The sequence below is a fragment of the Pseudomonas sp. LBUM1670 genome (assembly GCF_059695695.1).
This window is the reverse complement of the sequence record NZ_CP166783.1, coordinates 1,741,608-1,766,925: the sequence shown is the minus strand read 5'-3', so window position 1 is coordinate 1,766,925 and position 25,318 is coordinate 1,741,608. Positions and strand designations below refer to the sequence as shown.

At 60.9% G+C, this 25,318-nt stretch carries 25 protein-coding genes and 1 riboswitch; of the genes, 7 read left to right on the top strand and 18 right to left on the bottom strand.

What is annotated here, in order from left to right:
* Position 1: 1 nt before the first annotated feature.
* Complete coding sequence (locus tag ACA073_RS08115) at positions 2-541, top strand: TetR/AcrR family transcriptional regulator (protein WP_497402826.1); 540 nt, start codon at positions 2-4, stop codon at positions 539-541.
* A 242-nt stretch (positions 542-783) separates the two neighbouring features.
* Entirely contained in the window at positions 784-4,254 is a 3,471-nt protein-coding gene (locus ACA073_RS08110) for a hybrid sensor histidine kinase/response regulator (RefSeq protein ID WP_497402825.1), read from the top strand.
* A gap of 151 nt (positions 4,255-4,405) precedes the next feature.
* Here the strand turns inward: ACA073_RS08110 and ACA073_RS08105 are convergent, their stop codons facing one another.
* Both ACA073_RS08105 and ACA073_RS08100 read right to left on the bottom strand, forming a co-directional pair.
* Positions 4,406-5,770: a DNA recombination protein RmuC gene (locus ACA073_RS08105; protein WP_497404007.1), complete on the bottom strand. Its 1,365-nt coding sequence runs from the start codon at positions 5,768-5,770 to the stop codon at positions 4,406-4,408.
* 175 nt (positions 5,771-5,945) lie between these two features.
* Complete coding sequence (locus ACA073_RS08100; RefSeq protein ID WP_497402824.1) at positions 5,946-6,269, bottom strand: sel1 repeat family protein; 324 nt, start codon at positions 6,267-6,269, stop codon at positions 5,946-5,948.
* A gap of 986 nt (positions 6,270-7,255) precedes the next feature.
* On the opposite strand from ACA073_RS08100, the gene ACA073_RS08095 reads away from it, so the two are divergent.
* The 3 genes from ACA073_RS08095 (at position 7,256) to ACA073_RS08085 (ending at position 9,654) form a co-directional block, all read left to right on the top strand.
* Entirely contained in the window at positions 7,256-7,480 is a 225-nt protein-coding gene (locus ACA073_RS08095; RefSeq protein ID WP_008031832.1) for a hypothetical protein, read from the top strand.
* Between the two features lie 274 nt (positions 7,481-7,754).
* Entirely contained in the window at positions 7,755-8,237 is a 483-nt protein-coding gene (locus ACA073_RS08090; protein ID WP_008033583.1) for a hypothetical protein, read from the top strand.
* A 145-nt stretch (positions 8,238-8,382) separates the two neighbouring features.
* On the top strand, positions 8,383-9,654 hold the full coding sequence (locus ACA073_RS08085) for an OmpP1/FadL family transporter (RefSeq protein ID WP_497402823.1): 1,272 nt from the start codon (positions 8,383-8,385) through the stop codon (positions 9,652-9,654).
* Between the two features lie 253 nt (positions 9,655-9,907).
* Here the strand turns inward: ACA073_RS08085 and ACA073_RS08080 are convergent, their stop codons facing one another.
* The 14 genes from ACA073_RS08080 to cobO form a co-directional block, all read right to left on the bottom strand.
* Positions 9,908-10,459: a glutathione peroxidase gene (locus ACA073_RS08080; protein ID WP_497402822.1), complete on the bottom strand. Its 552-nt coding sequence runs from the start codon at positions 10,457-10,459 to the stop codon at positions 9,908-9,910.
* A gap of 55 nt (positions 10,460-10,514) precedes the next feature.
* Entirely contained in the window at positions 10,515-10,637 is a 123-nt protein-coding gene (locus ACA073_RS08075) for a hypothetical protein (RefSeq protein WP_263596738.1), read from the bottom strand.
* A complete protein-coding gene (locus ACA073_RS08070; RefSeq protein WP_497402821.1) occupies positions 10,634-11,842 on the bottom strand; it encodes an MFS transporter in 1,209 nt (402 codons plus the stop codon). The genes ACA073_RS08075 and ACA073_RS08070 overlap by 4 nt, the downstream gene beginning before the upstream one ends.
* A gap of 52 nt (positions 11,843-11,894) precedes the next feature.
* Positions 11,895-12,299 carry a MarR family winged helix-turn-helix transcriptional regulator gene (locus ACA073_RS08065; RefSeq protein WP_497402820.1) on the bottom strand — a complete coding sequence of 135 codons (405 nt, stop codon included), beginning with the start codon at positions 12,297-12,299 and terminating at the stop codon, positions 11,895-11,897.
* A gap of 187 nt (positions 12,300-12,486) precedes the next feature.
* Positions 12,487-13,218 (bottom strand): adenosylcobinamide-GDP ribazoletransferase, encoded by a 732-nt coding sequence (locus tag ACA073_RS08060; protein WP_497402819.1) that lies wholly within the window; start codon positions 13,216-13,218, stop codon positions 12,487-12,489.
* 2 nt (positions 13,219-13,220) lie between these two features.
* Positions 13,221-13,796 carry an alpha-ribazole phosphatase family protein gene (cobC, locus tag ACA073_RS08055; RefSeq protein ID WP_497402818.1) on the bottom strand — a complete coding sequence of 192 codons (576 nt, stop codon included), beginning with the start codon at positions 13,794-13,796 and terminating at the stop codon, positions 13,221-13,223.
* The gene (cobT, locus tag ACA073_RS08050; protein WP_497402817.1) at positions 13,793-14,848 is read right to left on the bottom strand and encodes a nicotinate-nucleotide--dimethylbenzimidazole phosphoribosyltransferase; all 1,056 of its coding nucleotides are present in this window, start codon (positions 14,846-14,848) and stop codon (positions 13,793-13,795) included. Before cobT ends, cobC begins: the two co-directional genes overlap by 4 nt.
* Positions 14,845-15,366: a bifunctional adenosylcobinamide kinase/adenosylcobinamide-phosphate guanylyltransferase gene (gene cobU, locus ACA073_RS08045; protein ID WP_497402816.1), complete on the bottom strand. Its 522-nt coding sequence runs from the start codon at positions 15,364-15,366 to the stop codon at positions 14,845-14,847. Before cobU ends, cobT begins: the two co-directional genes overlap by 4 nt.
* Before the next feature lie 136 nt (positions 15,367-15,502).
* Positions 15,503-16,954, bottom strand: coding sequence for a cobyric acid synthase (locus tag ACA073_RS08040; RefSeq protein ID WP_497402815.1), 1,452 nt, complete (start codon positions 16,952-16,954; stop codon positions 15,503-15,505).
* Entirely contained in the window at positions 16,951-17,943 is a 993-nt protein-coding gene (cobD, locus tag ACA073_RS08035) for a threonine-phosphate decarboxylase CobD (protein WP_497402814.1), read from the bottom strand. The genes ACA073_RS08040 and cobD overlap by 4 nt, the downstream gene beginning before the upstream one ends.
* Positions 17,936-18,844, bottom strand: a complete 909-nt coding sequence (gene cbiB, locus ACA073_RS08030; RefSeq protein WP_497402813.1) for an adenosylcobinamide-phosphate synthase CbiB — start codon at positions 18,842-18,844, stop codon at positions 17,936-17,938. The genes cobD and cbiB overlap by 8 nt, the downstream gene beginning before the upstream one ends.
* A complete protein-coding gene (gene bluB / locus ACA073_RS08025; protein ID WP_497402812.1) occupies positions 18,841-19,491 on the bottom strand; it encodes a 5,6-dimethylbenzimidazole synthase in 651 nt (216 codons plus the stop codon). Before bluB ends, cbiB begins: the two co-directional genes overlap by 4 nt.
* On the bottom strand, positions 19,488-20,888 hold the full coding sequence (locus tag ACA073_RS08020) for a cobyrinic acid a,c-diamide synthase CobB (RefSeq protein WP_497402811.1): 1,401 nt from the start codon (positions 20,886-20,888) through the stop codon (positions 19,488-19,490). The genes bluB and ACA073_RS08020 overlap by 4 nt, the downstream gene beginning before the upstream one ends.
* The gene (gene cobO, locus ACA073_RS08015) at positions 20,885-21,496 is read right to left on the bottom strand and encodes a cob(I)yrinic acid a,c-diamide adenosyltransferase (RefSeq protein WP_497402810.1); all 612 of its coding nucleotides are present in this window, start codon (positions 21,494-21,496) and stop codon (positions 20,885-20,887) included. Before cobO ends, ACA073_RS08020 begins: the two co-directional genes overlap by 4 nt.
* Positions 21,497-21,576: 80 nt before the next feature.
* Positions 21,577-21,810: riboswitch (cobalamin riboswitch) on the bottom strand.
* A gap of 154 nt (positions 21,811-21,964) precedes the next feature.
* Between cobO and ACA073_RS08010 the strand changes: the two genes are divergently transcribed.
* A complete protein-coding gene (locus tag ACA073_RS08010) occupies positions 21,965-22,549 on the top strand; it encodes a hypothetical protein (RefSeq protein ID WP_497402809.1) in 585 nt (194 codons plus the stop codon).
* A 68-nt stretch (positions 22,550-22,617) separates the two neighbouring features.
* Positions 22,618-23,931, top strand: a complete 1,314-nt coding sequence (locus tag ACA073_RS08005; protein ID WP_497402808.1) for a PQQ-dependent sugar dehydrogenase — start codon at positions 22,618-22,620, stop codon at positions 23,929-23,931.
* Between the two features lie 126 nt (positions 23,932-24,057).
* On the opposite strand, the gene ACA073_RS08000 is transcribed toward ACA073_RS08005, so the two are convergent.
* Both ACA073_RS08000 and ACA073_RS07995 read right to left on the bottom strand, forming a co-directional pair.
* Entirely contained in the window at positions 24,058-24,711 is a 654-nt protein-coding gene (locus ACA073_RS08000) for an O-methyltransferase (protein WP_497402807.1), read from the bottom strand.
* A gap of 18 nt (positions 24,712-24,729) precedes the next feature.
* Positions 24,730-25,266 carry a C40 family peptidase gene (locus ACA073_RS07995; RefSeq protein WP_497402806.1) on the bottom strand — a complete coding sequence of 179 codons (537 nt, stop codon included), beginning with the start codon at positions 25,264-25,266 and terminating at the stop codon, positions 24,730-24,732.
* Between the last annotated feature and the right edge of the window lie 52 nt (positions 25,267-25,318).

The window sequence follows — 25,318 nt, the reverse complement described above, 5'->3', positions numbered from 1 at the left end:
CATGGCTATTAAAGAAGGTTTACGCCCCGGTGGCCGCAGTGCCCGGGTGCAAGAGTCGATTCATTCGGCGGTCCGCGCGCTCCTGGAAGAACAGGACCGCGCCACCGTGACCGTCCCGCAAATCGCCACACGCGCCGGGGTTACGCCGTCGACCATTTACCGGCGCTGGGGGGATCTGTCGGTGTTGCTGGCAGATGTCGCCCTCGCACGCATGCAGCCTGACAGTGAGCCGGCCAACACCGGCAGCCTGCGCGGGGATGTGCACGCGTGGGCGGAACAGTATCTGGACGAAATGAGTTCCGAACCCGGGCGCAACATGCTCCGTGATGTGCAATCGAGCCCGACGCCAGGTTTTTGCGCGACTCTCATTGGCGGGCAGTTGCAGACGATTCTGGATCGTTATCCTGATCAGCAGAAACCGAGTGTTGATCGACTGATTAATCTGGTGGCAGCGCCTACGGTGTTTCGCATTCTGTTCTCGCCAGCGCCTTTGGCGGTGGAGGAATTGCATCGGTTGATAGAGATTGCGTTTAGTCAGTGAGGCCGCCTTCGCGAGCAAGCCCGCTCCCACATTTAACCGGTTTCTCCCATAAGAACGCGGTCGAATGTGGGAGCGGGCTTGCTCGCGAAGAGGCCAGCACAAACACCAAAAATCTGACTGTCACTCCCCCTGCGACACCCCGCCACGCCACGACCTTGGTCGACACTGACTAACGCAGACGGTCATGCGAGACTGTCTGTCCGGGCGGAAGTCCCGGGTGGTGTCTTTTGTCTGGAGTTCCCATGTCGCTGTCCAGCGGGCTGATCGCCGCCGTCGCCCTGGCCTATATGGCCGTCATGTTCGCCATCGCCTTCTACGGTGACCGGCGCAGTGCGCCGTTGCCACCGCGGATGCGCGCCTGGGTGTACAGCCTGTCGCTGGCGGTCTATTGCACCAGTTGGACATTCTTCGGCGCCGTCGGCCAGGCCGCCGAACAACTCTGGTCGTTCCTCCCGATCTACCTCGGGCCGATCCTGCTGCTCGTCTGCGCGCCGTGGGTCCTGCAAAAAATGGTGATGATCAGCAAGCAGGAGAACATCACCTCCATTGCCGACTTCATCGCCGCCCGTTATGGCAAATCCCAGTCACTGGCGATTGTCGTGGCGTTGATCTGTCTGGTCGGCGTCCTGCCTTACATCGCGCTGCAGCTCAAAGGCATTGTGCTCGGCGTGAACCTGCTGATCGGTGCCGGTGCCGACGCCATGGGTACTCGCGCCCAGGACACGGCGTTGATCGTGTCGCTGGTGCTCGCGTTGTTTACCATTGTGTTCGGTACCCGCAACCTCGACGCCACCGAACACCACCGCGGCATGGTGCTGGCGATTGCGTTCGAGTCACTGGTCAAGCTGTTCGCGTTTCTTGCGGTCGGCGCGTTTGTGACCTACGGCCTGTACGACGGTTTCGACGACCTGTTCAATCAGGCGATGCTCGCACCGCGCCTCGAAGAGTACTGGAAGGAAACCATCAACTGGCCGTCGATGGTGGTGCAAACCGGTGTGGCGATGATGGCGATCATTTGCCTGCCCCGACAGTTTCACGTGACCGTGGTGGAAAACATCGACCCACAGGATTTGCGCCTGGCCAAGTGGGTCTTCCCGGCGTACCTGGCGTTGGCGGCATTGTTCGTCGTCCCGATTGCTTTGGCCGGTCAGATGCTGCTGCCCAGTTCGGTGTTGCCGGACTCGTTTGTCATCAGCCTGCCACTGGCGCAAGCCCACCCCGCGCTGGCGATGCTGGCCTTTATCGGTGGCGCTTCGGCGGCGACCGGCATGGTGATTGTCGCCAGTGTGGCGCTGTCGACCATGGTCTCCAACGACATGCTGTTGCCGTGGTTGCTGCGCCGCAACAACGCCGAGCGGCCGTTCGAAGTGTTCCGTCAGTGGATGCTCTCGGTGCGTCGCGTCAGCATCGTGGTGATTTTGCTGTTGGCCTACGTCAGCTATCGCCTTCTGGGCTCCACCGCGAGCCTGGCGACCATCGGCCAGATCGCCTTCGCCGCCGTGACCCAACTGGCACCGGCCATGCTCGGCGCGCTGTACTGGAAACAGGCCAACCGCCGCGGCGTCTTCGCCGGCCTCGCCGCCGGGACATTCCTGTGGTTTTACACGCTGATTCTGCCGATTGCCGCCCACAGCCTCGGTTTGTCGTTGAGCAGTTTCCCCGGCCTGGCGTGGCTGCACAGCAACCCGCTGAACCTGCCGCTCACCCCGCTGACCCAAGGCGTGGTGCTGTCCCTCGCGGCCAACTTCACGCTGTTCGCCTGGGTATCGGTGCTGTCACGCACACGGGTTTCGGAACACTGGCAGGCCGGTCGATTCATTGGCCAGGAAATCAGTGCCCGCCCCAGCGCCCGCTCGATGCTGTCGGTGCAGATCGACGATCTGCTGCAACTGGCGGCACGGTTTGTCGGGGAAGAACGCGCCCGTCAGAGTTTTATCCGTTTCGCCTACCGCCAGGGCAAAGGCTTCAACCCGAATCAGAACGCCGACGGTGAATGGATCGCCCACACCGAACGCTTGCTGGCCGGTGTGCTTGGCGCCTCTTCGACACGCGCGGTGGTAAAGGCCGCCATCGAAGGTCGGGAAATGCAACTCGAGGATGTCGTCCGTATCGCCGACGAAGCCTCTGAAGTGCTGCAGTTCAATCGCGCGCTGCTGCAAGGCGCGATCGAGAACATTACGCAAGGCATCAGCGTGGTCGACCAATCGTTGCGACTGGTGGCGTGGAACCGGCGTTATCTGGAGCTGTTCAACTACCCGGACGGCTTGATCAGCGTTGGGCGGCCGATTGCCGACATCATTCGCTACAACGCCGAGCGCGGTCTGTGCGGTCCCGGCGAAGCCGAAGTGCACGTCGCCCGACGCCTGCACTGGATGCGTCAGGGCCGCGCCCACACCTCTGAACGACTGTTCCCCAATGGCCGTGTGATCGAGTTGATCGGCAACCCGATGCCGGGCGGCGGTTTCGTCATGAGTTTTACCGACATCACCGCGTTCCGCGAAGCCGAACAGGCGCTGACCGAAGCCAACGAACGCCTGGAGCGGCGAGTCACCGAGCGCACCCACGAGCTGTCGCAACTCAACGTGGCCCTGACCGAAGCCAAGGGCACCGCCGAGTCGGCCAACCAGTCGAAAACCCGTTTTCTCGCGGCGGTCAGCCACGATCTGATGCAGCCGTTGAACGCCGCGCGGCTGTTTTCCGCGGCCCTGTCCCATCAGGACGATGGCTTGTCCGGCGAAGCGCAGAAACTGGTTCATCACCTGGACTCGTCACTGCGCTCGGCCGAAGACCTGATCAGCGATCTGCTGGACATTTCCCGCCTGGAAAACGGCAAGATCAACCCGGCCCCGAAACCATTCGTGCTCAACGAGCTGTTCGACATTCTTGGCGCAGAATTCAAGGTGCTGGCCCGAGACCAAGGGCTCAAATTCAGGGTTCGAGGCAGTACGCTGCGGGTCGACAGCGACATCAAACTGTTGCGACGGATCCTGCAGAACTTCCTGACCAACGCCTTCCGCTACGCCAAGGGGCCGGTGCTGTTGGGGGTTCGTCGGCACAAGGGTGAACTGTGCCTGGAAGTCTGGGACCGTGGGCCGGGGATCCCGAAAGATAAACTGAAAGTGATTTTCGAAGAATTCAAACGCCTGGACAGCCACCAGACCCGTGCCGAGAAAGGCCTGGGCCTGGGCCTGGCGATTGCAGACGGACTGTGTCGCGTTCTGGGCCACACCCTGCAAGTGCGCTCCTGGCCGGGTCGCGGCAGCGTGTTCAGCGTCAGCGTGCCGTTGGCCAAGGCGCAAATCGCGGCGCCGGCCAACGTCACCGAACTCAACGGCAAACTTCTGAGCGGCGCGCAGGTACTGTGCATCGACAACGAAGACAGCATCCTGATCGGCATGAACAGCCTGCTGACCCGCTGGGGTTGTCAGGTCTGGACGGCGCGAAACCGCGACGAATGCGCGGCGCTGCTGAGCAATGGCATGCGTCCGCAATTGGCGTTGGTGGATTACCACCTCGACGATGGCGAGACCGGGACGGACTTGATGGCCTGGTTACGAACCCGCCTGGGCGAGCCGGTGCCAGGCGTGGTGATCAGCGCCGATGGACACCCGGAAACGATCGCCCGAGTGCATGCGGCGGGGCTGGATTACCTGGCCAAACCGGTGAAACCGGCGGCGTTGCGGGCGTTGTTGAGTCGGCATTTGCCGTTGTAGTACGGCAGGCTTGAATCTTGTGGGGCCGCCACTGCCGTCTTCGCGAGCAAGCCCGCTCCCACATTTGACCGAGTTCCTTCAGTAGAATGCGGTCAAATGTGGGAGCGGGCTTGCTCGCGAAGCTTTTAGCTTTTCGCTTTTCGCTTTTCGGCTACTCCGGTAATTCCGCCAACCCATCCACATCGGTCATCGCCCGCTCCAGCAGGTCCGCCGGCAAGCTCTTGCTCGCCCGCGCGCCCAGCAACTTGAGCTGCTCACTGCGGCTGACCAGATTGCCGCGACCCTCTGTCAACTTGTTACGCGCCGAGCTGTAGGCCTTGTCCAGTTGCTGCAGGCGATTGCCGACTTCATCCAGGTCCTGAATGAACAGCACGAACTTGTCGTACAGCCACCCTGCCCGCTCGGCGATTTCCCGGGCGTTCTGACTCTGGCGCTCCTGCTTCCACAGGCTGTCGATGACACGCAGGGTGGCCAGCAACGTGGTCGGGCTGACGATCACGATGTTGCGGTCGAAGGCCTCCTGAAACAGGGTCGGCTCCGCCTGCAACGCCGCGGAAAATGCCGCTTCGATGGGCACGAACAGCAAGACGAAATCCAGGCTGTGCAAGCCGTCGAGACGCTTGTAATCCTTGCCGGCCAGGCCTTTGACGTGAGTGCGTAGCGACAGCACGTGCTGTTTGATGGCGATCTGGCCGATGGTATCGTCTTCCGCCGCCACGTATTGCTGATAAGCCGTCAGGCTGACCTTGGAGTCGACCACCACCTGCTTGTCGCCGGGCAAATAAATGATCACGTCTGGCTGGAACCGTTCACCGTCCGGGCCTTTGAGGTTGACCTGGGTCTGATACTCGCGGCCCTTCTCGAGGCCGGCGTGTTCAAGCACCCGCTCAAGAATCAGCTCGCCCCAGTTGCCCTGGGTTTTCTGGCCTTTCAAGGCGCGGGTCAGGTTGGTGGCTTCGTCGCTCAGGCGCAGGTTCAGCTGTTGCAGACGCTCCAGCTCCTTGGCCAGCGAGAAGCGCTCGCGCGCCTCGGCCTGATAACTTTCCTCGACGCGCTTTTCAAACGACTGGATGCGTTCCTTCAAAGGATCGAGCAACTGTCCCAGACGCTGCTGACTGGTTTCGGCAAAACGCTGCTCGCGCTCGTCGAAGATCTTGCCCGCCAGTTCGGCGAACTGGGCACGCAATTCGTCTCGCGAGCCTTGCAGGTCGTTGAGGCGTTGCTGATGGCTTTCCTGTTGCTCGCGCAGCTCGGCGTTGAGGGAAGCGGCCTGGGCATCCAGACGACGCAACTCAGCCTCTTTACCGGCGCGCTCGATGTTCCAGGCATGGGCGGCGTCGCGGGCGTCATCGCGTTCGATCTGCAGCAGTTCGACTTCACGACGAACCGCAGCGAGGTCAGCCTGTTTGGCGCCATTGGCCTGCCCCAGATCAGCGATTTCGTCGCGACAGGCTTCGAGTTGGGCGTTCAATCCATCCTGGGCCAGATGGGCCATGGCCAGACGCTCTTCCAGCAGCGCAACATCCGACTGCGTGGCGCTCGCCCGGCGCTGAAGTTGCCAGGCCAATGCCAACAACGGCAGTGCAGCCCCTGCCAGACCGAGCAATATGCTGGTCAAGTCCATCGCCATTGCCATTCCTGCCCATTCGATAAAACTTGAAGGTTAACCAAGGTGTCAGGTCTTGGACAGCTCAGTCTTCGATCAGACCCAGTTCCCGTTGGGCGCGTCGATCCCCTGCGCGCGCGGCCTGACGCAAAAGGTCCTGGCCGATACGACGATCCCGGGCATTCCCGCATTCGCGGCACATCAACTGGCCGAGACGGCTTTGCGCGGCCACGACACCTTCGCGGGCCGGCTGCTTGAGCAAACGTCCGGCGAAGTGTTTGACGTTGCTGTTTTCGCCCAGGCGCGGGCTGTCCAGCAGCCACTCGGCCACACGCATCGAAAAGCGCTTGGGCGGGGTCACTTGGGGAGGTGTAGAGGTTACGGAAACGGGTACTGAGCGAAACTTCATAAAACACTGTGGGGCAGATCGGAAGGCGCGCCACTCTACTCTTTTTTTCTTACAGGTAAAGTCTAAAAAAAACCGGCACACCCGTCCTAGAGCAAGCGCTCGGGACAATCCACAGAAGCTGTGGATAACTCAGTGGACAACCGCCCCTGAACTCTCGCAAAGCCCTGTGGAATGGGGCTCGCAGTCAAACTGACGATTTTTTCACCAGTAAAAAAAAGCGATGCTTTTCATTGACTTAAATTTTGGTTACAGGCATCCACTGCGCTTGAAGGCTAGATGACAGTGGGGTGACAACTCGCGCAACTTATGTGCACAAGTCCCTTCGAGGCAGTTATATCGATGCGCTTTTTCGGCGCATTTTGCTACCCGGTCTGGGGATAAACCCTGGCAAACCCTTGGTCCACGCAGACTCTGGTCCGATGAACGTGGCCGACCGACCGTCGGATTTTGTGCTATTGCAGGGCAAAACGGCGGATGAAGCCCCCCAATTAGCAGCTGAGCGACGGCGTTCAGAAAATGTTTTTGGCTAACACACTTCCCTTCTGCAGTTCAATCCGATAGTATCCGCGGCGTTAGTACCAAGCTGAAAGTCAATTCTGGTCGAACAAATCCCCCCGGTCTGCCTTCCAACAGGAAGCTTCAACCGAACAAGCGGGATCGACCACCTCGATGGTTTCCAGGTAAACCTTGCGTCAACACTGCCTTTGAATCGAAAGCAAAGGGTGTTGCGAAGCTCACTTACTCTGACCGAACCAGCCTGCAAATTGATCAGGATCTTCACCCCGGGCCCAGAACCTTTGCCCTTGATGTGTTGCCTGCCCTCCTAAGTACCTACCTGCCAGCCCAAGCGCGCCAATTTAATCAGCGCTTCAAACTGGCTGCTTTGTTCCAGTCGGGTTCTTCGTTCGACCAATGGTGGTCGTCGTCACTGGAACGTTTTAACTTTGCACGGTTCTTATCCGTGTCGCTTGTAGGAACACCCATTAATGACTACTCAAATCCACACTCAGGATGCCATCCGCACCCTAACCAACGCTTTTGCACCAATGAACTGCCTGATCATGGCCGCTCGCAAAGGCTGCTTCAGCTTCACCCTGGTCAACGAACACGGCATCGCTCGTCACAGCGAACGTCTGTACCCCGATCAATACTCCAGCGCCGAGCCGCTGCAGGCCGTGATCGAGCGTACCCGTCAGGCACTGGTTGCCTGATACGCCAGAAGGCTGAAAACCCCAGAAGCCTCGCTGAAAAGCGGGGCTTTTTATTGCCTGATATTTCTCTTTTTTCTACCACCGCGTAAGCACTAACCGATATAACGGTTATAACTGGCTGCCGGAAATATTTTAAAAACAGTCCTTTACAGCGCGAATATGACACTACACTTCAACTCAAGCGGCTTGTTCCGCTTCCGGCGAGCCTGATTCGATCCACCCGCTGCCAACGCTACCTTCAGGACTCGCCGACCACTTCATGTTCGAGGGTTTTATGGGTATCGCTGCCAGCGAACTGTGCCGTTATGTGATCCGTCCGACATTGATTTACCTGGGACGCCATAGCGCAACCGCCGAATCCCTGCTGCTGGGCATCGCCGCCAGTCAGTCAGCCCTTGGTTCCGCCCTGCATGACCGCCGTGGACACGGCTTGTACCGAATCGCCGAACCCCGCCACCAGGCACTCTGGGATCATTACCTGGCACTTGATCCGGAACGCGCCAGCCTGGTCCGCGGTCTGGCCAGCCAACATGCTTTTCTGAGTGGCCCGCACCTCGAACTGACCGTCAACCTGCGTTATGCCACAGCCATCGCCTGGCTGCTGGTCGAAGAACAGAACACTCCGCTCCCCGAAGCAGACGACCTGCTGGGAATGGCCCGCATCTGGCGCCAGACCTTCCAGCCCCAAGGACGCCTGAGAGACTTCACCTATGCCTGGCAAACCTGTGTTTCACCGCTGAATCAGGTCGCCTGCTGATCCGCCTTTTCGGAAGACCGCGCAACACGTCGCGAATTTGGTTGGATTGTCCTACAAAACCGCTCTAAATCAAGCCATACAGCCTATGGCGCCGGGACGAAAATGTTGGTAATTTCCGCCCCGGTGATCATCAGGAACTCTAATAATGAAAAAAGTAATATTCAACACCACCCTTACTCTCGCCGCTGCCTTGGCATCCACCCAGATCTTTGCAAGTGGCTATGCCATCAACGAACAAAGCATCAGCGGGATGGGTACAGGTTTTGCCGGGCGATCTTCTTCTGCCGATGATGCAAGCACAGTTTTTGGCAACCCTGCCGGCATGGCGCGCCTCAAGCGCGAACAAGTCACCGGCGGTGCTGCATTTCTCGATGCACATACCGATATCAGCGACGCCCGCGGCAGCCGTGGTGGCAGCAATGACGGCGATATGGTTCCCTTTATCGCCGTTCCAATGGGCTACTACGTCAAGCCAATCGACGACCATTGGGCATTCGGTATCGGTGTATACGCGCCATTCGGCCTGGTGACCGACTACGAGAACAATTTTGCCGGCCGTTATTTCGGTAGCAAAAGTGAAGTCAAAATCGTCACCCTGCAGCCAACCGTCAGCTACGCCTTCAACGACAAGGTATCGATCGGTTTCGGTCCGACCATCAACCGCATTGACGGCAAGCTGGAATCGAGCCTTAACATTTCGCCAAGTCCGCTCGCTCCGGACGGTCAAGTCAAAATCAAGGGTGACGACACCGCACTGGGTTACAACGTCGGCATCCTGGTTCAAGCCACCGACAGCACTCGCGTCGGCCTGACCTACCACTCGAAAGTGAAGTACACGCTCGAGGGTGATACCAAGGTCAACTACAGCGTGCTCGCCGGCCTGGGTCAAAACCCAAACCAGAAGTACGACGCGTCGCTGGACATCACCACCCCTGAGTCGGTCGATTTCTCGGTCACTCACCAGCTGGACGACCAGTGGACTCTGTACGCAGGCAGCACCTGGACTCGCTGGAGCCGCCTGAAAGAAATCAGCGTTGAGAACAGTGGCGTTCCTGCCGCCCTGGCCAACCGGTTTGGCACCATCGGCGAGCCACAGAACTGGCACGACACCTGGGCTCACGCCATCGGCGCTGCCTACCAGTTGAACAAGCAGTGGGTTCTGCGCACCGGTTTCTCGGTGGATCAGGCTCCGACCAACAACGAAAATCGTTCCCCACGCATCCCGACTGGCGATCGCAAGGTTTTCAGCCTGGGCGCTGGCTGGAGCCCGACCGACGATCTGACCATCGATGTCGCGTATTCGTACCTGGTCGAAGAGTCGGTCAAGATCAACGACGACAACGGCCGCCAAACCTACAGCGCCAAGTACGAAAACTCGGCGAACGGTTTCGGTGTCGGTGCGACTTACCGCTTCTGATGATTCGCGGCGAGTCTGAACCACTCGCCGCTTGAATCAAAAAAGCCCCGCTCTCTTGTACAGAAGCGGGGCTTTTTTAGTGAGTCTCGAAAACACTGTAGGAGCGAGCTTGCTCGCGATGGTCGTGAACGATAATGCGTAAAACCAGATGCCCCGTGGCGACCTTGGGTTTTTCGTCGGAACGCCGCCCGGAGCAAGCTCGCTCCTACAAAATGAAATGCGGTGTAAACCTATTTCAGGACTCGACTATCGATCAGGGTTGCGAGGCCAGTGCTTTTTCCACCGCCTCGATAAACTCGGGGTCATCAGGCGTGGTCAGGCTGGAAAAATTGGCGATCACCTTGCCCTTGCGATCGACCACGTATTTGTAGAAGTTCCACTTCGGCTCATCGCTCTGCTCAGCGAGGACCTGGAACAGATGAGTCGCATCATCACCGCGCACTTTCTGCGACTCGGTCATGGTGAAGGTCACGCCGTAATCCACGTAGCAAACCTTGGCGGTTTCCTCGCCGTCCTTGGATTCCTGCTTGAAGTCATTGGAAGGCACACCGATCACCTCCAGACCCTGCCCCTTGTAACGCTGATTCAGCGCCTCCAGGCTTTTGAATTGCGGGGCGAAACCGCAAAAGCTCGCGGTATTGACCACCACCAGCGGTTTACCGGCGAAGCGCTGGCACAGGTCGATCGTTTCCTTGGCACGCAGCTTGGGCAACGAGCCTTGCAAAAGCTCCGGGCACTCCGTGGCTTGTGACAATCCGGTAAACGCCACCAGTAACGCGGGAACGGCAAGCCAGCGCATCAGCATGTCCATGCCTCCTTGAGAAGTCGTCTGCAACGAACTTACTCGCCCTCACATCGTGCTAGCAAGCGCCCATGCCCAATTGCATCAACGCCAGCCCGCCCTGATGCCAGCCCCACCACGCCAGGGCCAGCAACAAGACGCCACCCGCTGCCACGGCGATTCGTGGCCAGAGGCTGTTCATGTCGCACTCATCCGGGTTTGCAGGCGCGCCACCGGCCGCTCACGCACTGGCCAGTTCAGGGCAGCCGCCAACAGACTCAAGAGAATCGCTACCTGCCAGATCAAGTCATAGCTCCCGGTTCGGTCATACACCACCCCGCCCAACCAGCCGCCGAGGAACGATCCGAGCTGGTGAAACAGGAAAACGATCCCACCGAGCATGGACAGATTTCGTACGCCGAACAAGGTCGCTACGGTGCCGTTGGTCAAAGGCACGGTCGACAGCCACAGGAAACCCATGGCCATGCCAAACAGATATGCCGTGGTGGTCGTGACCGGCGCCCACAGAAACAGCGCAATCACCACCGCCCGCAGCACATACAGACCGGTGAGCAAACGCGGCTTGGACATCCGCCCGCCGAGCCAGCCTGCCGTGTAAGTACCAAAAATGTTGAACAAGCCGATCAGCGCCAGCACCGTAGTGCCGACTGTGGCGGGCAAGTGCTGATCCACCAGATACGCCGGCAAGTGCACGCCGATGAACACCACCTGGAAACCGCAGACAAAAAAGCCGAACGACAGCAGCCAGAATCCCGAATGGGAACAGGCTTCGCGCAATGCTTCGGAGAGGGTCTGCTCATGGCCGAGGACCGGCAACGGATTGTCCTTGAGCATGCTCACCAACGGCACAATCAGCGCGACCAGCAAGCCCAGCACCAGCAATGCCGCCGACCAGCCGAGCCAGCCGATCAACCCCAGCGTACCGGGCAACATCGCGAATTGACCGAACGAACCGGCGGCACTGGCAATGCCCATGCCCATGCTGCGTTTCTCCGGCGGCACCGCGCGGCCGACCACGCCGAGGATCACCGAGAACGACGTGCCCGACAGACCGAGGCCGATCAACAGACCGGCGCTCAACGACAGGGTCACTGCCGAGTCCGACAGCCCCATGAACACCAGGCCCAGTGCGTAGAGCACGCCACCGATCAGCACCACTTTCGCCGCGCCGAAACGGTCGGCCAACGCGCCGGTAAAGGGCTGCGCCAACCCCCAGATCAGGTTCTGCAAGGCGATGGCAAAGGCGAACGTCTCACGCCCCCAGCCGAACTCGGCACTCATCGGCGCCAGGAACAGCCCGAAGCCGTGTCGCACCCCCAGAGACAACGCAAGGATCAGCGCACTCCCCAACAGAACCCAACCGCAAGTACGCCACATCGATGTCATTCTTATTCTCCGGTAGCGGGTATATACCCGCTTAAGATCGGAAAAACCGGCGTCAGGCCAGTTCGTCCAGCAGCTTCAGCAAGATTTCGCGTTTTTCGGCACCCAGTCGATCAACCAGTCGCTGCTGCGCCGCCTCCCAGGCTGGCAGGGCCGCCGTCAGCCGTTCAGCACCGGCCTCGGTCAGCTTGACGATGCGATTGCGCATGTCTTCGCCCTCGACCAGCATCACCAGGCCTTCGCCCTCCAGCACTCGCAGATTACGACCGAGAGTGCTGCGGTCCAGGCCCATGGCTTCCGCCAGGGTGGAAATACTCGGTTGATTCAGACGCTGCAGATTACACAGCAAAGAATACTGGGCAACGTTGATTCCGAAGCCGTCGAGAGCGCCGTCGTAGTGCCTGCTGACGCCACGGGCGGCGCGACGCAGGTTGATGCATAAACATTGGGAGTCGAGCATGGTGCGTGTATATACCCGCGGTTAAATGAAAGCAAGTTTCAGAATTCTCGTTGTAAGGGAGATCGCCTTCGCGAGCAAGCCCGCTCCCACAGGTTTTTGCATTGATTAGGCGATAGTGGAACACCACACATCCACTGTGGGAGCGGGCTTGCTCGCGAAGGGGCCAGCACATCCACCGCAAAAAACATCAGGTCAATGCCAAACCAACCAGCACCACCATCTCCTGCAATTCCAGCAACGCCCCCGCCGTATCGCCCGTCGTCCCGCCCAATCGTCGCAGCATCACCTGCCGCAACCAGACGAAAACCAGTGCAGCGAGCACCAGCGCCCAAACACCGCTCAGGCCTGAAATAAGGACACAACCCAGCGCACTGACCGCCAGCACCTGTTTACCGGCCAAACGCGGCAAATGATCCGCCAGCGCCTGCCCCAAACCACCCGCCCGCACATACGGCGTGGTCAGGAACAACCCCAACAACGCAGCGCGGCCAATCAACGGAACGATGATCAAAAAAACGCTGTGCTGTTGCTCGATCAACGCCAGCACCGCGGCGAACTTCAGCAGCAACACCAGCACCAGCGTCACCACCGCGATCGGACCGCTGCGCGGATCCTTCATGATCGTCAGCGTGCGCTCGCGGTCGCCGAATCCACCGAGCCAGGCGTCAGCGCTATCAGCCAGACCGTCGAGGTGCAACGCTCCGCTGAGCAACACCCAAACCGTCAACAACAACGCCGCGTGCAGCAACAACGGTGTGCCGAGCAACAGCCAGTTCAGCGCCCACAAAATCCCGCCAAACAGCAGCCCGACCAATGGATAGAACAGCAGCGAGCGCCCCAATTCCTGAGACGCCGGCATGCCCGGTAGACGAATCGGCAGACTGCTCAAAAATTGCAGGGCGATCCAGAACGGCAACATGATCAGCTCGCTTCCTTGAGAATGACGCCAGTCTCGACGCTCAGAGAAAACAACGCACCATGGCCGACTTCAACGTTGAGCAATTGCTCACGAGGCAAGCCCCGCGCCTGCGCCAGCAACAAACGCATGACGCCGCCATGGCTGATCAGCAACACACGTTCGCCCGCATACGCCACCTGCAACCGAGCGACCGCCGCCAATACCCGCGTCGAAAAATCCTCGACCCGCTCCCCTTGAGGTGGCGTAAACGAATAAGGGTCGGCCCAAAACAGGCCCAGCGCTTCGGCATCGGTTTCCATCAACGCCGCCGCGCTCTGCCCTTCCCACGCGCCGAAATGCAGTTCCTGCAGATCTTTATCCAGCTGCACCGGCAAACCCAGTTGCGTCCCGAGCGCTTCAGCGAACCGCGCACAGCGTTGCAACGGCGAACTGACCAGGCGATCCCAAGGCCCCTGATCGACCACCGCCGCGCGCATCTGCGCCCAACCTGTGTCGGTCAACGCATCGTCGAGGCTGCCGCGCAGGCCGCCGCCGAGTTCGGTTTCGCCGTGGCGCAACAGGTCAAGGCGCAAGGTCATGCCGGACGATCCGCCACGGCCGCTTCGGCGAACGTCGCCATTTGCCCGTAAAGGTCACACGCCAGGCGCAGCAACGGCACGGCCAACGCGGCGCCGCTGCCCTCGCCCAGACGCAGACCGAGGTCCAGCAAGGGTTCGGCGTTCAGGGTTTCCAGCACGTGACGATGACCCGGCTCGGCGCCGCGATGACCAAACAACAGCCACTGGCGGCAGCCAGGATTCAAGCGCACCGCCACCAACGCAGCGACGCTGCTAATGAACCCGTCCACCAGCACTGCGACGCCTTCCTGGGCACACGCCAGATACGCGCCGACCAACGCTGCAATTTCGAAACCGCCGAGATTGAGCAGGGTTTGCAGCGCGTCGCCACGCTGAGCACTGTGCAAGGCCAAAGCTCGCTCGATGACCTGGGCTTTATGGCTGACACCCGCCGCGTTCAGGCCGGTGCCCGGCCCGGTCAAGTGCACCACCGGGCAATCCAGTAACGCACAGGCCAACGCACTGGCCGCCGTCGTGTTGCCGATGCCCATCTCGCCACCGATGAACAACTGCGCGCCCGCCGCGAGCGCACGCTGCACGCTGTCACGACCGGCCTGCAAGGCGAGTTCGCCCTGTGCTTGAGTCATGGCCGCGCCTTCAACAAAATTCGCGGTGCCCGCGCCGATGTTCAGGTGACGCACGCCCGGCAGATTCAACGATGGCGTCACCGTGCCGAGGTCGATCACTTCGAGGGAAGCGCCGAGTTGGCGCGCCAACACACTGATCGCCGCGCCACCGCTGACGAAGTTGTGCAGCATCTGCCCGGTGACTTCCTGGGGAAACGCCGACACACCTTCGGCGACGACGCCATGGTCACCGGCAAAAATCGCGATCCACAGCTGATCCAGTCTCGGCTTCACCTGCCCCTGCAACCCGGCCAATTGCACCGCCACCGACTCGAGCCGCCCAAGGGAGCCGGCGGGTTTGGTCAGCTGCTGTTGCCGTGCTTGGGCCTGTTCGACGGCTTGGGCGTCAATCGGCTTGCACGGGTTCAGCCACCAGGATTGAGTCATAACGCAGTTCCTTTCAAAGTCAGGGGCAGGCCGGCGACGGTCAGGACGACTCGCTGACAGCGTTCGGCCAGAGCTTGATGCAGCCAACCGGCTTCATCGACGTAGCGGCGAGTCAGTTCGCCCAGCGGCACGACACCCATTCCGGTCTCGTTGCTGACAAAAATGATTTCACCCGGCAATTCATCCAGGCAGTCCAGCAAGGCTTCGCGCTCGGCGGCCAGGCACTCGGTGTCGTCGAGCATCAGCAGATTGGTCATCCACAGGGTCAGGCAATCCACCAGCAGGCAGCGATCGGCGCGGGCGGATTCGCGCAGGACACGGGCGAGTTCAACGGGCTCTTCGATCAGCGCCCATTCGGCCGGACGACGGGCGCGGTGGTGGGCGACCCGTTCGTTCATTTCACCATCCAGCGGTTGGCTGGTGGCGATGTAGGTCACCTGGAGCTGACTGTCTGTTGCCAGTTTTTCGGCCAGGCGACTTTTGCCGGAGCGGGCGCCGCCGAGGATCAGTTGCAGCATGGTTACATCCTTTAAATATTCGGTGAGGCGACTGCCGCTTTCGCGAGCAAGCCCGCTCCCACAGTTGACCGCGTTCCAATGTGGGAGCGGCGGTGCGACGATTCGACTTGCTCGCGAAGGGGCCAGCCCGGTCACCTCAAATCCCGCAGAGCTCACGCAACAGCCCGGTATCCAGATGCTTCTCCACCAGATCCGCCAACCGCTCGATATCACGCTCGCGCAACCCGTGATAGTCCACTTCCTGCACATCCTGCAAACCCGCCCAGCGCAACAGCGCGCTGCACGCTGCCGGCGATTCGAACAGGCCATGCAGATAGGTGCCGAAAATCTGCCCATCGACACTTTGCGCACCATCGCAACGGCCATCTTCCAACTGCACGGCGGCGTTTTCCAACGCCGGCCCGGTGGTCACGCCGGCGTGAATTTCATAGCCACTGACTTCAGCATTCTCCAGCGCCAAACGCCCGCGCACATTGCGCAGTTGCTTCTCTTCTTCAAGCTGCGTTTCAAACGCCAACAAACCCAGACCGTCGCTGGAGCCCGGCGCGCCTTCGAGGCCCAGCGGGTCGTGCACCTGCTCGCCGAGCATCTGCAGACCGCCGCAAATCCCCAACACTTTTCCGCCGTAGCGCAAATGCCGGGCGATGGCGGTGTCCCAGCCATTGGCGCGCAAATACGCAAGGTCGCTGCGCACGCTTTTCGAGCCGGGAAGAATGATCAGGTCGGCGGGCGGAATTGCCTGCCCGGGGCCGATGAATTGAAGGTCCACTTGCGGGTGCAGGCGCAGCGGATCGAAATCGGTGTGGTTGCTGATGCGCGGCAACACCGGCACCACCACTTTGAGCACTTGATCGGCCTTGTCGGTCTGGCGCTGATCGATGCCGTCCTCGGCTTCCAGATGCAGGTCCATCACGTACGGCAGAACGCCGATCACCGGTTTGCCGGTGCGCGCTTCCAGCCAGTCGAGGCCTGGTTGCAGCAAGGCAATGTCGCCGCGAAAACGGTTGATGATGAAACCTTTGACCCGCGCCTGCTCGCTCGGTGACAGCAGTTCCAGGGTGCCCACCAGATGCGCGAAAACCCCGCCGCGATTGATGTCGGCGATCAGCACCACCGGGCAATCCACCGCTTCGGCGAAACCCATGTTGGCGATGTCGCCTGCGCGCAGATTGATCTCCGCCGGCGAGCCTGCACCTTCGACCATGACCACTGGATACGCCGCGCTCAGCCGCGCATGGGAGGCCAGCACCGCTTGCATGGCGATAGCTTTGTAGTCGTGATACGCGACCGCGTTCATCGTCGTGACGGCGCGACCATGAATGATCACCTGGGCGCCAGTGTCGCTGTTGGGCTTGAGCAACACCGGATTCATGTCGGTGTGCGGTTCGAGATGGGCGGCCTGAGCCTGCACCGCTTGCGCACGTCCGATCTCGCCACCGTCCGCGGTTACGGCACTGTTGAGCGCCATGTTCTGTGGCTTGAACGGAACGACGCGTATGCCCTGGCGCGTGACCCAGCGACACAGCGCCGTTACCAGTGTGCTTTTGCCGGCGTCGGAGGTGGTGCCTTGCACCATCAACGTAGTCATCGGGTTTCCTTGGCGTAGGCCTCGAACGCTTGCTCGAGTCGGGTCCAGTCGGCCTCTTCGCCCGGCAGGCCGAAACGCAGGCTGCTGTTGTGGGTGAACAACCGCAGCAGAATGCCGTTCCGGGCCATGAACTCATGCAGTTCTTCGGCGCGTTCGGTGGTCAACCACTGAAACAGGGCACAACCGCCCTGAGGTTTGAAACCGCGTTTTTCCAGCAGATGAGCCAGACGCTCGCTGGCTTGTTCGGTACGCACACGCTGTCTGGCGTGGCCTTCGGTATCCTGCAAACAAACCTGGCCCAGCACGCGAGTCGGTCCGCTGACGGCCCAGGGTCCGACTTGTTCGGCGAGCAATTTGAGCAGCTTGCGCTCCGCCAGCACGAACCCCAACCGCACACCGGCCAGACCAAAAAACTTGCCGAAAGAGCGCAGCACGATCAAGCCGACCTGATGCGCGTACGGCGCCAGGCTCAGCTGTGGAGTGTTGTCCATGAACGCTTCGTCCACCACCAGCCAGCCACCGCGCTGAGCCAGCCTGGAATGCCAGTCAAGCAGACGGCTCGGCGTCAGGCTCAGGCCGGTGGGATTGTTCGGGTTGACCACCACCAGTACGTCGAGGCTGTCGAGGAAGAAGTCGACCTCCTGCTCCAACACTTCACGCACGATGTAACCGCTGCGGCGCCAGGCTTCGGCGTGCTCGGCGTAACACGGCGACAGCACGCCGACCTTGCCGACCCGACGCAAACGCGGCAGCAACTGGATCGCCATTTGAGAACCGGCCACCGGCAGCACTTGCGCGGCACCGTAGTAATCGCAGGCCGCCTGCTCCAGTCCGTCATCGGTTTCCGGCAATCGCGCCCAGGCGCGCAACGGAATGTCCGGGACCGGAAACGGCCAGGGCGCGAGGCCGCTGGACAGGTCGAGCCAATCGGCTTCGGCGATACCGTATTCGAGCGCCGCCTTGCGCAACCGACCACCGTGCTCAAGCATAGAATTCAGCCCCCACGCAGAGAATCAGCAGCCATAACCATACCCCGCGCCGGACCAATTTCCAGCCTCGGTCGATGGAGTCGGCGTCCGCCGGCGCGCCTTCGCCCAACTGCGGACGCTGATGCAATTCACCGTGATAAATCGCCGCGCCGCCCAACTCGACACCCAGCGCACCGGCCCCTGCAGCCATCACCGGACCGGCGTTCGGGCTGTCCCAGGTCGGGCCTTGGATACGCCAGCATTTCAGCGCGAGACGGGTTTTGCCCAGCAGCGCGTAGGTCAACGCCACCAACCGCGCAGGAATGTAGTTGAGCACGTCGTCGATCTTCGCCGCGGCCCAGCCGAAACGTTCGAAGCGCTCGTTGCGATAACCCCACATCGCATCCAGCGTATTGCTCAATCGGTAGAGCACCACGCCGGGCGCGCCCGCCACGGCAAACCAGAACAGTGCGGCAAACACCGCGTCGCTGCCGTTCTCCAGGACGGATTCGGTGGCGGCGCGGGCGACTTCGGTTTTATCCAGTTCGCTGGTCTGGCGGCTGACCAGGTAACCGACGCGTTTGCGCGCTTCCTCCAGATCATCACTGCGCAGCGCCTTGGCAACCGGTTCGACGTGTTCACCGAGGCTACGCATGCCGAGCGCGCAATAGAGCGCGAGAATCTCGACGATCCAGCCTACATAAGGCGCCCAGGAAAAAGCCGTGGCGAGCAAGGTCAGCGGCACGACCGCGATCACCCAGGCGGTAACGCCGTGACTGCGCCAGCCGCGTCCACCGCCGTTGAAACGTTGTTCGATGCGGTCGGCAAAACGGCCGAACGCCACCAGCGGATGCCAGCGTTTGGGTTCACCCAGCAGCGCATCCAGCGCAACCGCGGCGACACTCAACAACGCCACACTCATTGACTCACTCCCCAATAATTTTCATACAGCAATTCGCTTAGCGGACGCGCCTGCGCCCAGCCTTCGAGTACCAGCATCGGCGCCGGATAGAATTCCTTGACCGGCCCGAGGCAAAGAATCGCCAGAGGCTTGGCCCCGGCAGGCAAACCCAGCAGGTCGGCCAGGGCTTGCGGCTCGAATAAAGACACCCAACCCATGCCCAGTCCTTCGGCACGGGAGGCCAGCCACAGGTTCTGGATCGCGCAGGACAACGAGGCCATGTCCATTTCCGGCAAGGTGCGGCGGCCGAAGATGTGGCGTTCGCGATCGTCCATCAGCGCGGCGACCAACACCTCGGCACAGTCGTTGATGCCTTCGACTTTCAGTTTCATGAATTCGTCGGTGCGTTCGCCAAGGGCTTCAGCGGTGCGGATGCGTTCTTCTTCCACCAGCAACTGGATCTTGCCGCGCAGGGCGCGATCGCTGATGCGGATGAATCGCCAAGGCTGCATCAGGCCGACGCTCGGCGCCTGGTGCGCGGCTTCGAGCAGGCGCCGGAGCAACTCGGGTTCGACGGTGCCACCGCTGAAGTGGCGCATGTCGCGGCGTTCGGCGATGGCGCGATACACCGCTTCGCGTTCGGCCTGGCTGAATGCGTTGTCAGTCATGACCTCTTCGCGAGCAAGCCCGCTCCCACAGTTGACCGCGTTTCTACAGGCAATACGCCATTCAATGTGGGAGCGGGCTTGCTCGCGAAAGCGGTCTGAAGGTCAGGCGCAAACAGCGCGGCAACCGCCGACGGATTGGACGGAAAATAGAAATGCACATAAGAAGCCGTCATCCGCCCCTCACGATAAACCGCCTCCGCCCCACGCCCGCCGTTAGGGCTGAGGCCACGGGCAATCGGCTCAAGTTCGGTACTGGTCAACGAATGGTGATAGGTGTGCCCGCGCAGCGAGCCTTCCGGCAATTCGACCGCCTGCAACGCCAGCGCCGCCAGCCGTGTCTGCATCACCGCATCACCGGCCAGCAAACCGACCAGCTCTGCGCGAGTGCCTTCGACATCGGTCAGCGAGTCGAGCAAATACAGCATGCCGCCACACTCGGCCAACAACGGTTTGCCCGCCGCGTGGTGAGCGCGGATGGCGTTGAGCATCGGGGTGTTCTGTGCCAGCGCCACATGGTGCAATTCCGGGTAACCGCCCGGCAGATAGAGGCTGTCGGCCTCCGGTAATTGCGTGTCGCGGATCGGTGAGAAAAACAGCAGTTCGGCGCCCATGGCTCGCAACAGATCCAGGCTCGCGCCGTAGGTGAATGCGAAGGCTTCATCACGGGCCACGGCAATCCGCACACCGGCCAGCAACGGCTCGGCAGCGATCACATCAGGTGCAGCGAATTCCACTGCGGGTGGCAGCTCGACTTCGCAACTGCTGGCCAAGGCATCCGCCGCCGCATCGAGGCGCAGATCAAGATCGTTCAGCTCGCTGGCCTGAACCAGACCGAGGTGCCGACTCGGCAATTCAATCCCGGTTTCCCGGGACAACGCGCCATACCAGCGCAGGCCTTCAGTGAGGCTACCTTCGAGCAATTGCGCATGACGCAAGGTGCCGACGCGGTTGGCCAGCACCCCGGCAAACGGCAAGTCCGGCTGATATTTCGCCAACCCCAAAGCCAGCGCGCCGAACGTTTGCGCCATCGCCGTGCCGTCGATCACGCCGAGCACCGGCACGCCAAAGTGTCGCGCCAGATCGGCGCTGGACGGCGTGCCGTCGAACAGCCCCATAACGCCTTCGATCAGGATCAGATCAGCTTCGCCGGCGGCGTCCCACAACAGCCGACGACTTTCCTGCTCGCCGACCATCCACATGTCCAGTTGATAGACCGGCGCTCCGCTGGCGCGCTCGAGAATCATCGGGTCGAGAAAGTCCGGTCCGCATTTGAACACGCGAACCTTGCGCCCCTGATTGCGATGCAAACGGGCCAGCGCGGCGGTGACGGTGGTCTTGCCCTGACCGGAGGCCGGCGCGGCAATCAAGACCGCCGGGCAATGACGTGGTTGATTCACAGCTCGACGCCTTTTTGCGCTTTGATCCCGGCCTGGAAGGCGTGCTTGATGACGCCCATTTCTGTGACGGTGTCGGCCAGTTCGATCATTTCCGGCTTGGCGCCGCGACCGGTGACCACCACGTGCTGCATCGGCGGACGCGCCTGCAAGTCGCTGAGCACCTGATCGAGGTCGAGGTAACCGTGCTTGAGGGCGATGTTCAACTCATCCAGCACCACCAGACCGATCGACGGATCGCGCAACAGATCGCGGGAAACGGCCCACGCGGCTTCGGCGGCGGCGATGTCTCGTTGGCGGTCCTGGGTTTCCCAGGTAAAGCCCTCGCCCATCACATGAAAACGCACCTGCTCGGGAAAGCGCCGGAAGAACAGTTCTTCGCCAGTGCTGTTGCGGCCCTTGATGAACTGCACCACGCCGCACTGCATGCCGTGACCCATGGAGCGGGCGAGCATGCCGAACGCCGAACTGCTTTTGCCTTTGCCGTTGCCGGTCAGCACCAGCAGCAGGCCGCACTCATTCGGTGAGTTGGCGATGCGTTCGTCGATCACGGCTTTTTTGCGCAGCATGCGCGCCAGGTGGCGTTCGTCACGATCAGGGGAATCAGTCATGGGGAGCTCTCCGTTGAGGCTGGATAACGGCGGGCAGGCACAAGAATAGACGGCAAGAAGCCTGGCATCGCCCACCGTGATGCCGCTGGATGGATCAGGCCGGTCTCCGGGCTCATGAGCGGCGTTACGCCTGACTGCGCGCCTTCCCATGTCGATATCGACACAGTGGCTCAAGGCGCAGTCTTCACACATTTACCGTTGCGGGGGCAGCGCCGGGATCGTGATTGTTCATGAGTTGAACGAACGCACTCACCGGCTTCCCTGTTTCACTCTGTCGACCAAGGCCACAGAGCACCTGAAACAAGCCGCGAAGGTTAGAGGGTTGGGGGTGGAGCGTCAATTAAAGCCGGGAAGCCGTGGGGCGAATAACTGCCGTTGATCAATTAACCGACGCCAATCTTGTGCCTCACTTCCAGCAATGATATCAAAGAGCCACAACCCCATATCACAATAACAAGGGTAAGCCACATGCAAGGCATGATCGTCAGCAATCCGAAGCTGGAATTCCTGCGCCCGGTTCTCGAACGCTGGTTTGACTGTATCGACCGCTACAACGCCGTGCGCGGCGATAACGACACGCCTTACTGGTACGACGAAAACGCCAACCTCGGCTTGCTCTCGGCCGCCGCGTGGATGGCGGAAATGGTCACGCTGCAACAGACACCGACCCGCAAACAGAACGAAGAAGGCGAACGCAACGCCCGCGCCGACCTGTTCATCGCCACCCGCGAAGAGCGTGCCTACCTTCAAGCCACGCAGCGCTGGCCACGGGTCAACAGCCTCAACCTGACACAGGCGCTGGCCGATATCACCAGCGACGCCAGGCGCATCAGCTACGCCAGCGACCTGAAACTCGGCTGCCTGTTCGTTGCACCGCAAAAAGCCCAGCAAAGCGCTACCCCGGAAGAACTCCAGGACATGGTCGACGACCTGCAAAAGGAACACACCTGCGCCGTCGCCTGGTATTTCCCCTACGCCTACCGCAAGTTGCGCAACGAAGCCGGCCACTATCACCCCGGTATCGCCGTGCTGTTCAAGGAAGCTCGCGGCTGACTGGTTGAACCATCGCGGGTTTGCGCTTCTCTATTGATCAGGTCACTGCATTTATAGGGAAGATCAGCATGCGCAAGCCCCCGCTCGTTCTCGTCATCGCCCTCGCCGGAGGGCTCGCCGCCTGCGGCGAAACCTCCAGACTGCAAGTCTCCGACGGCACCGGCCCGTCGCCCAAACTGCCCGAACCGAACAAAACCCTGATCCCGACGGTGAACATCGCCCCGGCGATCGGCTGGCCGGACGGTGCGAAACCCACCGCCGCACCGGGCACTCAGGTGGCCGCGTTCGCCGAAGGCCTCGATCACCCGCGCTGGCTGTATGTGCTGCCGAACGGTGACGTGCTCGTCGCCGAAACCAACGCGCCGCCCAAACCCGACGATGGCAAAGGCGTTAAAGGCTGGGTCATGAAGAAAGCCATGGGCCGCGCGGGTGCCGGCGTACCCAGCCCGAACCGCATCACATTGCTGCGCGACAAGGACCACGACGGCATCGCCGAAACCCGCACGGTGTTTCTGGAAAACCTCAATTCGCCCTTCGGCATGACCCTGGTCGGCAATGACCTGTATGTCGCTGACACGGACCGCTTGCTGCGCTTCCACTATGAGAACGGCGACACGGCGATCAAGTCGCAGCCGATCAAAGTGGTTGATCTACCGGGCGGCACGCTGAACCACCACTGGACCAAAAATGTCATCGCCAGCAAGGACGGCAGCAAGCTGTACGTTACGGTGGGTTCCAACAGCAACGTCGCCGAACACGGCATGGATCAGGAAGAAGGTCGCGCGGCAATCTGGGAAGTGGATCGTGCCACCGGCAATCACCGGATCTTCGCCTCGGGGATTCGCAATCCAAATGGTTTGGCCTGGGAGCCGCAGAGCGGCGCACTGTGGACAGCCGTCAACGAGCGGGATGAAATCGGCAGCGACCTGGTGCCGGACTACATCACTTCCGTGAAGGACGGCGGGTTCTATGGCTGGCCTTATAGCTATTACGGCCAGCACGTCGACATTCGCGTCGAGCCGCAAAACCCGGACCTGGTCGCCAAGGCTATCGCGCCGGACTACGCGGTCGGCCCGCATACCGCGTCACTGGGCCTGACGTTCGCTGAAGGCAACACGCTGCCAACGCAATTCAAGGAAGGCGCCTTCATCGGCCAGCACGGCTCGTGGAACCGCAACCCGCACAGTGGTTACAAAGTGATTTTCGTGCCGTTCAGTGCGGGCAAGCCGACCGGGCAACCGGTTGATGTGCTCACGGGTTTCCTGAATAAAGATGAAGATGCCATGGGCCGGCCGGTGGGTGTGGTGATTGATCAGCAAGGGGACTTGCTGGTGGCGGATGATGTGGGGAATAAGGTGTGGCGGGTTTCGGCAGTTAAGTAATTTCCAACTGCCAATACATAATAAATGTGGGAGCGGGCTTGCTCGCGAAGGCGGTGTGTCAGTCGACATTAGTTTTGACTGACACATCGCCTTCGCGAGCAAGCCCGCTCCCACACGGATCAGCGGCTAACGCTTGCGGCAGAGGGTTAATCCATCTCCTAGCGGCAACAACGACAAATCCACCCGCGAGTCATCCTTCAAGGCGAGATTAAGCGCCTGGATGGCTCGGGTGTCTTCACTCTCGGGATTCTGCTCAAGCACCCGCCCGCTCCACAGCGTGTTATCGAACACCGCCAGACCACCGACGCGCAGCAGACGCAGCGCGTGCTCCAGATAGGCTGGATAGTTAGCCTTGTCGGCATCAATGAAAATCAAATCGAATTGTTCGGGCTGATCCAACTGAGCCAGGGTTTCCAGCGCGGGCGCCAGGCGCAGGTCAATTCGTTCGGCAAGCCCCGCTTCCTGCCAGTAACGGCGCGCCGTGGCGTTGTAGTCGCCAGGAATGTCACAGCAGATCAGCGAACCGTCATCCGGCAATGCCGCCGCCATGCACAACGCGCTGTAACCGGTGAACGTGCCGACTTCCAGCAAGTGCCTGGCGCCAGTGAGTTTCACCAGCAATGCGAGGAATTGCCCCTGTTCTGGGGCCACCTGCCAGCGCGCCATCGGCAGCGCCTGGGTTTCATCGCGCAAACGCTTGAGCAGCGGCGTTTCCCTAAGGGAAACGTCGAGCAGGTATTGATACAGGGAATCGTCGAGATTGAGCGTGCGGGCGGTCATGACAACAACCTCTTGGAACTAAGGATTGCGCGCCAAATGCTCGGGTTGCAAAACACGCTTGGCGCTCAGGTAGGCTTTCTGCCAATAAGCTTTGGACAAGCTGTCGAGCTTCACCGTGCCGCCAGTGGCCGGCGCATGGACGAAGCGGCCTTCGCCGACATAGATCCCGGCGTGACTGACCTGAGAGCCGCCATTGGTGGCGAAGAAAATCAGGTCGCCGGTTTGCAGGCCTTCCTTGCCGACATTGGCCGCTTGCATGCTGATCATCTCGCGTGTGGTGCGCGGCAGAGAGATGCCGGTGACGTCACGGTAGACATAACCGATCAGGCCACTGCAATCGAACCCGGAATCCGGCGTGTTGCCGCCCCAGCGGTAAGGCGTGCCCACGAGGCCCAACGCACGGAACAGCACGTCTTCTGCCTCGGGAGAAAATGCCTGGGAAGAACCGAAAACAATCGGCGCGCGAACCACCGGCGCAGGGGGCGGTGTGCGACTGGCGCACGCGCTGAGCAGCGCGGCGAAGAACATGAGTGAGAGGCGGGCCGACATCGTCATAAGCAGAACATCCTGATCTGGCTGCGGCTTTTTTCTGCCGACAGGACAGAAA